An 11,786-nucleotide genomic window follows, 5' to 3' on the forward strand; every position below is an offset into this window, starting at 1 on the left:
CCTTGGCTTCAAATAGATGCGGAACTTGATCAGGATGGCCATTACTTGGCAACACAAGCATTAGCACAATTGAGCAATTTAGATAATGAGTCATTGAATCAAGATTCCTATCAATTTCTCAAAACCTTTGCAAATTACCCATTGTTACATGCGGTGCCAAGAAAAGTTTATTCAGACAACATCTATCACAGTTCATCTGATTTGTTAGATAAATCTCAAGGGCCGCGTGACCTTATAAATTCACTAAACCGGTTTAGCGAAGTAGACGTCGATAGAGATTTTTACTATATCCCAGAAACTTGGCAATGGAATTACGACGAACTACTGGAAACATCCAGAATAGCCGATTCCGAATACTATGATCCATTTTCCGTCTACACAAAAATTCGAGAAATGCGGCTCGAATTTCAAACAAAAGTAGGGCACAGAGCGCAAAAGTTAATGGAAGCCTTGCGTCATCAGCGTAAGAATGATGAAAAAAAGTTTTTTGAAAACATGGTGATAGTATTATCCCAGCAACACTATGTTACCCGCATGTGCGATAGCTGTCTAGGGCCAGCTCAAAAAGAATTAAAGTTAATATCAGAAGAAGTGCGGCAATATGCTAAAGAAGAAATCGCTCATGATAAGCTAATCTTAAATAGCATACACATCTTAAACAAAGATGCGCAAGTTGAAAAAAATTATACCCCAGAAGTAAAGCTAGAGATTGAAGTAATAAAGCACGCAGCCCAAAACTGTGCGTTAAGTTTTTCAACCCTGGTATCTATCATGGAAGGCACTGTTTATCCAGAATCAGACCCCGTAGGCAATCTACTGTTAGATTCCTCGCTCCCAAAATCAAGTCATGGCGTAGAGGCTCACTTCCAAATAAACAGGGACGGCAATCATACCGCTATTCCAGAAAAATTTGTAGCAAAACTGCCTCCAGTGACTAAAAAAACTGTAATTAACGCCGCTAAGTTATCAGAAACCACCATCGAGCTAGATAGTGGTTTGTCAATAGCTTTATACAATGAATTATTTGGGCAATAAGTGAGTTTTTTATTAAAAGAAGTAGCTAATGACATGAATTTAGCAAAAAAGGCAATGTCATTAGAATGCGCATACTCAGAGCTATCTTATTCTAATAAGCTATATTGGAGACAGAAAATAGGTAATAGATATGCTGTTGTATGCACATCGGCAACAAAAGATACGCCTAATCTCATATTAACGCCAAAGCCTTTCAGTGTTGGCACCGCCATGTATGGATATGGCGGTGGAAGCTATGTGGTCTCAGAAAACGGATATTATTTTGTTGACGCAGTTTCCGGTGATATTTATTTCCATCCGACAGAAGATAACCCAATACTTCTCGTCAAGTCACATGGGCGCGCCATTGGTGGACTGGTGTACATTAGCACAAAAAACACTCTGATATATCTTAGTCATAGTAAAACAAAAACATCATTCACAACTCGGATAGAGCTTATTCATTGCAAATCAAAGGTGCATCGAATAATACTGGAAGTGCCGGAATTTATTGGCGGTTTAACATTTACACTAACAGGAAATAAATGTGCGTGGTATCAATGGCAAATCAATGAAATGCCATGGGATAAAACATCGCTTTTTATCGCGGAAACCAACTTAGAAAGTATATACGATATATTTCAAATTTCAATGGAAATTGAATCAAGTAAAATTGAGCCACGCTTTGCAAATGATACGCTCTTTTTTCTGGATGATTGTAGCGGTTGGTGGAATATATATAAGTGGGTTTCTAATAAAAACGAAATTGAGTGCATCTCCGGGCCATCTGAAATTGAATTTGGCTTTCCGCCATATAAATATGGGGAAAACACCTATGGAATATCCAATAACAAAATAATTTCTGTAGCAACAGATGGAACAAAAAGACGATTAATAGAGTTTAATCAAAGTGGATACAGTAAAGAGTATTCGTGGAATGGTAAAGAAATTATATCCCCAATAATTAATGGCGAGCTTGTGTATTTTATTAGCGGCGATTTATCAAAGCTAACAACCATCCAATCATTAAATATTGCTAATCAGAAAAATAATGTGATTGTAGCAAGCGCAGAAAAATTTACGCCTTCATTTACTGCTGAGTATCACTTGTTAAATGCATCAGAACAATACAAGTATTGTGCATTTGTATATTGGCCTAACGAGCAAATTAAAAAAAACAATAAATCCCATATAATACTTAATATTCATGGTGGGCCTAATGGAAGCGTATCAAGGTTATTCTCAACTGCAGCAGAGTTTTGGACAGCTAAAGGTTATGTTTATCTCGAAATAGATTATGTTGGCAGCACCGGATATGGAAAACAGTTTCGCGAGCGACTAAATAATCAGTGGGGGGAGGTCGAGTGTGAAAATATATTTCACTTTATTTCGAAATTAGAAGATATCGGAATATTAAAACCATACAAAATTTTTGTTAGAGGTAATAGCGCTGGCGGCTATACAGTCATGCGATTATTATCGAAATCCAGATTATTTTCAGCTGGTTGTGCGTATTATGGTGTTTCAGACTTAAAAAAATTATTAGAAACCACCCATCCTTTCGAATCGCCACTTTTATATAATCTAATTAATAAAGAAGTAAGCGACTTAACCTATATAGAACGCTCGCCTCTCTACAATCCATATTGTATTCAAGATCCACTTTTATTAATTCACGGCAAGCATGATCAAGTGGTTCCGATAAACCAAAGTCGGCTGCTTTATCAAAAACTTTTAAGCCTAGGTAAAACTTGCCATCTTTTAGAATTTGAAGAACAACATGGCTTTACGAGCCTAGATAATAAAGCTCTATCCTACGCAATTGAACATCAATTTTACGAGAATAGCATTAATGACGCAGCTTGATATTGGAATTCCAGGGTTTATACTTCCAGAATACATAGCACAGGTTCCACCCTATCAACGAGGAACTTCGACAGCCAAGGCTGGCCCATCTATTAAGATGTCTAGTAATGAGAACCCGTGTGCAAATGAATGGCTAAAAGAAAAGATTTTCCTAATCGCTAATATGGATCACAGCAGATATCCTAATGACGATTATCCATTACTAAAAAAATTAATCGCAGAACTGGACGATGTAGAGCTTAATAAAATTTTCCTTGGTAATGGATCGTCAGAAATACTCTCGCTGATTGCCCGAATTTTTCTAAATTCAGAAAGAATTGTTGTGCAGTCAGAGCATACATTTCCACTTCTTAGCATCTGTGCAAAACTTTCCGGCGCAAGCGTTGTGCTAGCAGACAGTAAACATTATAAACATGATCCAGCCGCCTTGGTAAGCCAAATTATTCCTGGTAGGACGGTTTTATATGTTGACAATCCCAATAACCCAATCGGGTCATTATTAAAGATTGATGAACTTAAATATCTCATAGAATCAACGCGCGGCACCGCATTTTTGGTTATAGATGAAGCCTATCATGGCCTGGTATGCTCAGATGTATATCAGAGCGCTGCGCAGCTATGTAATGATGAAAAACACGTCATCGTGCTGCGAACCTTTTCTAAAAGCTTTGGTATGGCTGGTGCGCGAGTAGGGTATGCAATTGCCAATCCAAATATAATCTCTATTTTAGAAAAATACAGGCCGCCTTTTAATATTAGTTCAATTTCATCAGCCTTAGCGTGCGAAGCATTACGCGATACTAAATTCACATATTCCTGTGCAAAATACATTGAAAGCGAGATGGAGTTAATGATTCAGGATAGCATTATAAGTAATCATTTGGTGTATAAACCAGCGGCGAACTACTTTTCCTTGCGATTCGAAGAACAACATGCCGACAAGATAACAGATTTGTTAATGTCTGCTGGTATTTTAGTAAAACATATGGCCGATGACCCTGCCTTAATTCGAGTTTCAATCGGCAAGCCACATGAAAATGTATTTTTTAGAAAATCCTTATCTACAGCGCTAATAAAAGTTAATCACTTGGAAGAATTGGAAATTTAATTATGACATACGAAGAAATGAAGGCCAGAACAGAACTTGCATCACTTTATAGAATCTTTAATTACTTAGGCTGGACTGAATTAATTTACAATCATATAACTTTACGTATTCCAGGGCCAGAAAAACACGTTCTGATTAATCCATTTGGTCTTTCATATTCTGAAGTCACAGCTGAGAATCTTGTTAAAATCGATCTTGAAGGAAATATTATAGGTGAATCATTCTGGAAGTACAACTTAGCCGGATATACCACTCATTCCGTACTTCACAAAAACGTACCTGACGCCGTCTGCGTTATGCACACCCACACCACAGCAGGCATAGCCGTTGCCTGCTTAGAACAAGGTCTGTCTTACAGTAATTTCTATTCAGCTCAACTCTATAATAAAGTTGCGTATCATAATTTTGAAGGCATCACTATCTATGAAGATGAGGGCTCAAGACTGATTGAATCGATCGCCGGCAAACCAGCAATTATTCTACGCAATCATGGGCTGATGGGCTGGGGAAGTACCGCAGCAAAAGCATTTTCCACGCTTTGGATTCTAAATAGAGCTTGTGAAATTCAATGTCAATCTTTAGCCATGGGAAAAGCCCTAGAAATAAGTGAAGAGGTTTTAAAAAAATGTACTGCAGACTCTTTTCACTTTAATCCAACCTATGGAGAAGGTCAAGATGTTTTGGATGCATTAACGCGCATTGTAAATAAGCTTGATCCAAGCTACCAATCATATGGGCGCATCGATTGAAAATCGGAATTATTGGGCTGGGAGCAGTAGGCTCATTTATCGCATATATTCTCGGTCAAAGCGGAATAGAATTACTAACAGTTACGCGTGCTGATACCATTGCCAACCATAATATAGACTGTGTTTCTTTGTATAACAGTAAAATAAATGGTTTTGTCCAAATACACAATGCGGCTAAGCATGAGTTGGCTAATTGCGACTTAATAATTATTGCCGTAAAAGCAAATGGCTTGTCTTGGGCGGCCCATGTTTTAGAACAAGCTCAAATTTCAACTTCCATTCCTTTAGTTTATGCAGTAAATGGACTGCCCTGGTGGTTAAAAAAGCAACTTGGAATCATAACTGAAGATGTTGATTTGTTTGCGCCTATGAACAACCATTGCTGGTGTGGATTTATCAATTATATCAATACCTCAAAAAATTCTAATACAGTCATTCATCACTCTGGTCAAAGTATAACTGTTCAAAATTCTTTAGAGAGTTATTTTAATCAATTTAGCATTTCGCTAGTGGAGGTATTTAAAAGATTCAATCTCTCAGTGGTTAAAGTAGAAAATCTAGATTCATTATTATGGCAAAAACTTAGCGGCAATGCTGTTATTAGTACAATCTGTGCATTAAATAATGTGAATACTGAACAGCTATTAAGTTCAAAAATATTTGTCCAGATTATAAGTCAATGTATATATGAAATGAATACTATAGGTATATGCTGCGGTTTTCAAATAATCAGCACGCCAGATGAGGTAATTGCTAATATTGCTAAAATGCATTCATTTAAACCCTCCATGTTAATAGATGTATTAAGCCAACGTGTTACAGAAATTGATGAGTTATTAGGCATTCCATTGCGCTTGGCAGACAAGCATCAATTAAAAGTGCCTGCTCTTAGCGGTCTGTATCATGCCGCACAACAATCGTTAGCAGGAGATGTATGATACTCCCCATATTTTAGACCAGCAGTTAAGATAGAAAGCCTTACCCAAAAAGGCAAACTAAACTATGGCAAATGTACGCAAGAACCACACAACGGAATTTAAAGCCAAAGTGGCCGTTGAGGCGATCCGCCAACAAAAAACGGTTAACGAGCTGACCACCGAATACGGTGTCCACGCCACCCAGATCAACCTCTGGAAAAAGCAGGCGTTGGCGGTGATCCCGGAAGCCTTCAGCGGGAAAAAGGAAAAGGCACGGGACAACCAGCAACAGGACATTGACGAGCTGCACCGTCAGATAGGCCAGCTCATCGCCGAACGGGACTGGCTGAAAAAAAAGTCCTCGGCCAACCATTAGCGGCAAGGCAACTAGGGATTGACCCGCAAGACCCACAGTTCAGTGTCCGGCAACAATGCGGCCTGCTGGGGTTGAACCGTTCGTCCCTTTACTACCAACCAGCGGGTGAAAACCAGGAAAACCTGGCGCTGATGCGGCTGTTGGACGAACAATACACCCGGACACCCTGTTATGGGGTATTGAAAATGGTGGCGCATTTGCGCAACCTGGGTCATGTGGTGAACGCCAAGCGGGTCAGGCGTTTGCTGCGGAAGATGGGGCTGGAGGCGGTGTACCAGAAACCCAACACCAGCCAGCGGAACCCGGAACATAAAGTCTACCCCTACCTGTTGCGCGGACTGGTGATTGACCGTTGCGACCAAGTGTGGAGCACCGATATCACCTATATCCGGCTGGCATCAGGCTTTGTCTACCTGATGGCGGTGATTGACTGGTACAGCCGGTACGTCCTGGGCTGGGCGTTGAGTACCACCTTGGATGCGGATTTCTGCATTGAAGCCGTCGGCAATATAACCGAACGCCAGCAATGCGACATCTTCAACACCGACCAAGGTTCGCAGTTCACCACGCCCCGTTTTACCCAGCCGCTGCTGGACAAAGGCATAAAGGTCAGCATGGACGGGCGTGGTCGGGCATTGGACAATATTTTTGTCGAGCGGCTCTGGCGGACGGTCAAGTATGAGCATGTGTACTTGCAGGATAGGCACACCGTCCAAGAAACGTGGGTAGGACTGAGGGATTTCTTCCACTTTTACAACCATGAACGGCTACATCAATCATTGGGCTATCGGACACCCGCTGACGTGTATTTAGCCAGGCGTTATGAAAAAGATGAAACAACCCATTTTTATCAACCGGCTTCTATCTTAATCTTATGAGATTTTGGTCTAGACAATGGGGAGTACCTTAATGTGGCTTTAGCTTAACTGGCAGTCAATATAAGAGCAGGCCATGGCCGCTACCTAGCCTGTAACCGTTGCAGATGTTTTATTCGTCGGCGTAGGCCGACGCTCAAGTCGTCGTTAATTCGGTTTTAACTGCTGTTAACTTAAACCGACTGACAACCAGGCTTTCAAGTCATGAAAACTGCGTTCTGGTACGAGCTTAACCTTGCATTCTGGTTTGCTAAAAAATGGTGGATAACTTTCTTAAGCCGTTTATTATAATTTTATATATAGGTCAATACTACACTTTGCCGACTGAGTCAAAAACTAACTTCCAGTTAAAATCTGTAACTAACTAATTAAATCATTAATTCAAGGTACGTCATGGAAACAATTTCTGCAAATCAAACCGATGGTATACAAGCTTTCACAAATGAGCGTGCGGCAGGCTATAAGTCCGCCAGTACCGGTTCACCACTGGCTAGAGCCTCTGAAATAACCTGTATACAACATGCACTACTGACCGCCGAAATAGAGAATGCAAATAGCGTTGTTGAGGTGGGCGCCGGACAGGGCTTTGTAACAGCCTTGTTGTTAAAACTCTTACCAAGTGCAGCCACACTGATTTGTATCGAGCCTTCATCCCATATGGCCGCGCATCTTCCAGATGATCATAGGCTTACCAAAAAAATATGCGCACTTACCTCAGCACAAATACCAAAAGACAGCGTGGACTTAATTGTTAGTGTTGCCGCGTTCCACCATATCCCCAACAAATATCAAACCTTTTTAGAATGTCGCTCTATTTTGCGCGAAGGCGGTACTCTGATTATCATTGATGTAAATCACGGTACAGAAGCACAAAAATGGTTCGATTTTGTGGTTAATCCCCATTGTCCTTCAAGACATGAAGCTGATTTTCTTGATGAGGATTTTTCAAGAGTTCTTAGCAACCGATCAGGTTTACGGCATGAACGATCCTACATAGAACGTACGCCATGGCGCTTTGATAGCAGAGAAGAAATGGAACTATATGCTCAGGGTATCTTTTGTCTTACCACAAATCAACCTGATATTAGGCAGCTCATCAATCAAAATCTCACCCCGATAAAGAATAACGGCAAATATGAGATGTCATGGTCTCTGGGTGTGCATATATTCACTAAATCTGATATTTAGGAAAGCGGAATGGACAGATGCGAACTAAATTCAATAGAAATATTGAGTGAAAAAACCGAAAAATTTTACCGAAAATATCTTAGAGATGCGCCTAAGAGCGTTCAAGAATTAAAAGAGGCTGCAACCAAGCGATTATTGGAAAGTAAAGTAGAAGAGCGTGCCCTCAAGATCGGACAGATCATCCCAAAATTTATATTGATAAACGCTCTAAGTCAGAAAGAATTGAATTCCCAGTCGGAATTACAAAAAGGCCCCTTAGTCATTTCTTTTTTTCGAGGCGCATGGTGTGGTTATTGCAACATCGAATTAGAGGCCTTGGCTAAAATAAATCAACATATCAAGTCGTTGGGCGCCAGCTTAGTGGCAATATCACCCCAAATCGACGGTGGCATTGCTGATGTAGTCGAGTTGTATAACATTGATTTCCCAATACTAATCGATGTTAATAACGCCACAGCAGAAGCATTTGGATTGGCTGTTGAAATGGATAGTAGTTTACATGAAGCCTATCGCGATAAATTTTGTATAAATGTGCCGCAAATTAATGGTACAAATGATTGGCGTTTGCCAATTACCGCGACATATATAGTCGGTAGTGATGGCGTCATCATAGAATGCGATACATGTCCTGATCATACTAAAAGAATGGAACCTAAACGCATTCTGGAAGTACTTTTAGATTTGAGTGATAAAAAATGAAACCCCCATTAGTCTACGGAATTCAGCAAATTGGATTCGGGCCTGCAGGTTTAGGGCTAATAGCAGTAGCCGATAGAGAAGGTCGGCTTACTGATTTAAACAAAATAGGCCTAGCTATTCATGAAAAAAAAATTAACAATAGCTGGAACAACTTTCATTTAGATCTGGATATTGAATCAAACACGCCGGCCAATTTTTTTATTTCACACTTCAATAGATCAGGAATATTTAAACCTGCTTTCGGCACCGATTTGTTCAATAATCTAGAGTCACATGGCGCGTCAAACTGCCTTTTATCCTCTGCCAACAAATTCCTTTCAGAAATAGCTTTACTTTCTGAGGGCTATATTAATAGCATTAATAATTCTGATATTTTTTTTAATAGCCACATTAAACAAATAGTCCTGGATGATAACGGCCTATATCACACAACAAATGAAATGGGAGTGAAATGCACCTCTAAAACATTGTTGTTTTGTATTGGTTCTTTAGAAGCTAATCTATCTGCTTACGGAAACTACATCAATTCCTCAGATATTTTGCGAGGTAAAATTGATGAATATATTTTTGAAAAATTAACAAACATCGGTAGTATCACTATCATTGGCGCATCCCATAGCGCTTTTAGTTGCGCATTACGGGTGTTGTACTTAAAAAAACAATATCAAATCTCAGCTAAAGTAAACATCATCGCTCGCAAAAAACCAAAAATTTATTTTGAAAATATCGAGAGCGCAATAAACTCAAACTATATCCTCGATGCCGAAGATCAAATATTGCCCAATGGAACTATAAATGAATCCGCTGGCTTAAGAGGTAAAGCCGCTAAATTAGCATTAGATGTAATGACTGGCCTTGAGCAGGATTTAACCATTATTGCGCCCAATATACCGTATTGTATTAACGATTCGCTCGTCATTAATGCGACAGGATACCAACCGCATCCAGTCAATCTAATCCGAGAAAATGGAGAAAAGATCAGGCTTAATCGGCTTAACGATTGTTATGTCATTGACCAGAATTACCGTATCTTAGATGAAAACGGCTTGCCTATTGTTGGACTTTTTGGGCTGGGTATTGGATTTTACCGTAGTGACGAATTCAAGAAATTTAGTTCAGTTGATGATTTTCTTGGTCATGGCGCCAAAACTATTTTCGATCAGTTACTAAAAGATTAAAAACATGACTATAATCCAACAAAATAATAAAAAAATCTTAAGGTTTTATGGGCTAGAAGCCGCACGTTTTAACAAAGGCGGCTGCATTTATCTTGATTCTGCCGCAACCACACTAATGATGGTAAACGCCAAAGAAGCCGCAGATCGCTTTCTCGAATATTATTCAAATGTTCATACTAATGCGCACAACAAAGCCAAAATTAGTGGGATCTGCCTTGAGTGGGCTTATCAAAAAGTAACTGAATTTCTAAAATGTTCAGAAACGCATGAAGCATTATTTATGGGTAGCGGTGCAACAGCCGCAATCAACGGGTTTGCACAGCTAATGAGATTTAACTTTCCCTCTCGGCGCATGGTTGTAATCTCCAGCATGGAACATCATTCTAATGATCTGCCGCATAGACAAAATTTTAGTGAAGCCGTATTTGTACCATTAAGCAGTAAAGGAAAATCAGCAGGTGGCATAGATCTGGATTTTCTTAATAACATTCTTGAAGAAAACCAAGGTCGAGTTGCCTATGTTGCCGTTACTGGCCTGAGTAATGTAACCGGTGTCAGAACGCCATTACAACAAATCTGCGAAATTGCGCATCGACATGATACAGTTGTTCTGGTTGATGGCGCTCAAATGGTTTCCAGAACTCGGGTTGATTTAACCGCTCTTGGCGTGGATGCATTTGCATTCTCCGGTCATAAACTCTACGCCCCAGGATCGCCAGGCGTACTTGCCATAAAAAAAAACCTATTAGAACAGCTTTCGCCAATCTACGTCGGCGGCGGCATAGTAGACGATGTTACAACATCAAATTACATACTTTCATCCAAACTTAGAGAGCGGCATCAGCCTGGTACGCCTAATATTTACGGCGCTATATTGCTAGCGTATGCTATGCATTCATTAATTGAATATGGCATGGATTATATCGAGGAACATGAACAGAATTTGTGTGATTACGCTCGTAAATTACTAACTCAAATCCCAGAAGTAACTTGTTACGGTTGTATCGATAATTCAGCGGGTACGAATAGCGGTTGCATCACATTTAATATTCTGGATTTACCACACGAGCTGGTCGGACGCATATTAAATGATCATTATGGTATTGCTGTCCGAAATGGGTGTTTTTGCGCCCACCCCTATGTTAGATCATTATTGCAAGAAGAATTATGGGAATTAGATGCCGATCCCGAAAATCCAGATGATATTAACCGTATTGATTCGTTCAAAGGCATGGTAAGAGCAAGTTTTGGGGTTTATACCAGCAAACAGGATATAGACGCTCTAGCAAAAGCTATTAGCATAATTGTCCAAAATAAAACTAATTTTCTAAATAATTATATTTCGTCCAGCATACCATTAACCAGTTCAGTCTCTGAGTTTAATCCATTAAAACTGCTTAGTACAGGTAATTCACAATATGAGATATGACCGTACCTTAGATACAAGAGGGCAGACCTGTCCTTTACCAGTAATCTCCTTAAAGAAAATGATGCGAACTTGCGATGATAATATAATTGTTCGGGTAATTTGTGCGGATAACGAAGTTTTGCAGGATATTTTATCGTACATGGATAAATGTGGGTTAGAACTTATTAATAATGATATTTGTGCTGATAACAAAATCGCCTACGTCCAAAAAAGAAAAGGATAAATTGTTTTTGTTATTCATAAGCATCCATGCCATCTATAGTGGACCCATAAAAACAGACAATAATTTAAGATGGTGTCCATCATAAAACAGGTGGATAAAAATGAGTGAGAAAAAGCGTAAATTGATGACCGGCGCACAAAAGGCGAAGGTGGCGTTGGAGGCGG

The 11,786-nt window shown here is 39.7% G+C and carries 11 protein-coding genes; all 11 read left to right on the forward strand.

Annotation, left to right across the window (positions count from 1 at the left end; genetic code table 11):
• A partial coding sequence (locus tag AADEFJLK_RS22635) for a hypothetical protein (RefSeq protein WP_170065232.1) occupies positions 1-1,035 on the forward strand: 1,035 nt, incomplete at its 5' end.
• Complete coding sequence (locus AADEFJLK_RS22640) at positions 1,036-2,880, forward strand: alpha/beta hydrolase family protein (protein WP_103975897.1); 1,845 nt, start codon at positions 1,036-1,038, stop codon at positions 2,878-2,880.
• Positions 2,867-3,988 carry a pyridoxal phosphate-dependent aminotransferase gene (locus tag AADEFJLK_RS22645; RefSeq protein ID WP_103975898.1) on the forward strand — a complete coding sequence of 374 codons (1,122 nt, stop codon included), beginning with the start codon at positions 2,867-2,869 and terminating at the stop codon, positions 3,986-3,988. Before AADEFJLK_RS22640 ends, AADEFJLK_RS22645 begins: the two co-directional genes overlap by 14 nt.
• Positions 3,989-3,990: 2 nt before the next feature.
• Positions 3,991-4,737, forward strand: coding sequence for a class II aldolase/adducin family protein (locus tag AADEFJLK_RS22650; RefSeq protein WP_103975899.1), 747 nt, complete (start codon positions 3,991-3,993; stop codon positions 4,735-4,737).
• On the forward strand, positions 4,734-5,675 hold the full coding sequence (locus tag AADEFJLK_RS22655) for a ketopantoate reductase family protein (protein ID WP_103975900.1): 942 nt from the start codon (positions 4,734-4,736) through the stop codon (positions 5,673-5,675). The genes AADEFJLK_RS22650 and AADEFJLK_RS22655 overlap by 4 nt, the downstream gene beginning before the upstream one ends.
• A 64-nt stretch (positions 5,676-5,739) precedes the next feature.
• A protein-coding gene (locus tag AADEFJLK_RS22660) for an IS3 family transposase (RefSeq protein WP_103975901.1) occupies positions 5,740-6,908 on the forward strand; the annotation gives its coding sequence in 2 pieces (ribosomal slippage) (positions 5,740-6,013 and positions 6,013-6,908; 1,170 coding nt in all).
• Between the two features lie 390 nt (positions 6,909-7,298).
• A complete protein-coding gene (locus AADEFJLK_RS22665; protein WP_103975902.1) occupies positions 7,299-8,093 on the forward strand; it encodes a class I SAM-dependent methyltransferase in 795 nt (264 codons plus the stop codon).
• Positions 8,094-8,102: 9 nt separating this feature from the next.
• The gene (locus AADEFJLK_RS22670) at positions 8,103-8,792 is read left to right on the forward strand and encodes a peroxiredoxin-like family protein (RefSeq protein ID WP_103975903.1); all 690 of its coding nucleotides are present in this window, start codon (positions 8,103-8,105) and stop codon (positions 8,790-8,792) included.
• Positions 8,789-9,970, forward strand: a complete 1,182-nt coding sequence (locus tag AADEFJLK_RS22675; RefSeq protein WP_103975904.1) for a hypothetical protein — start codon at positions 8,789-8,791, stop codon at positions 9,968-9,970. Before AADEFJLK_RS22670 ends, AADEFJLK_RS22675 begins: the two co-directional genes overlap by 4 nt.
• 4 nt (positions 9,971-9,974) lie before the next feature.
• Positions 9,975-11,399: an aminotransferase class V-fold PLP-dependent enzyme gene (locus tag AADEFJLK_RS22680; protein ID WP_103975905.1), complete on the forward strand. Its 1,425-nt coding sequence runs from the start codon at positions 9,975-9,977 to the stop codon at positions 11,397-11,399.
• Entirely contained in the window at positions 11,389-11,622 is a 234-nt protein-coding gene (locus AADEFJLK_RS26180) for a sulfurtransferase TusA family protein (protein ID WP_103975906.1), read from the forward strand. Before AADEFJLK_RS22680 ends, AADEFJLK_RS26180 begins: the two co-directional genes overlap by 11 nt.
• The last annotated feature ends 164 nt before the right edge of the window (positions 11,623-11,786 follow it).

Origin of the sequence: Methylovulum psychrotolerans (genome assembly GCF_002923755.1) — a bacterium.
In the GTDB taxonomy this organism is placed as follows: domain Bacteria; phylum Pseudomonadota; class Gammaproteobacteria; order Methylococcales; family Methylomonadaceae; genus Methylovulum; species Methylovulum psychrotolerans.

Coding starts and splice junctions, on each gene's coding strand:
- AADEFJLK_RS22645 (WP_103975898.1), top strand. CDS start 2,867: ATGACGCAGCTTGATATTGGAATTCCAGGGTTTATACTTCCAGAATAC.
- AADEFJLK_RS22650 (WP_103975899.1), top strand. CDS start 3,991: ATGACATACGAAGAAATGAAGGCCAGAACAGAACTTGCATCACTTTAT.
- AADEFJLK_RS22665 (WP_103975902.1), top strand. CDS start 7,299: ATGGAAACAATTTCTGCAAATCAAACCGATGGTATACAAGCTTTCACA.
- AADEFJLK_RS22670 (WP_103975903.1), top strand. CDS start 8,103: ATGGACAGATGCGAACTAAATTCAATAGAAATATTGAGTGAAAAAACC.
- AADEFJLK_RS22675 (WP_103975904.1), top strand. CDS start 8,789: ATGAAACCCCCATTAGTCTACGGAATTCAGCAAATTGGATTCGGGCCT.
- AADEFJLK_RS22680 (WP_103975905.1), top strand. CDS start 9,975: ATGACTATAATCCAACAAAATAATAAAAAAATCTTAAGGTTTTATGGG.
- AADEFJLK_RS26180 (WP_103975906.1), top strand. CDS start 11,389: ATGAGATATGACCGTACCTTAGATACAAGAGGGCAGACCTGTCCTTTA.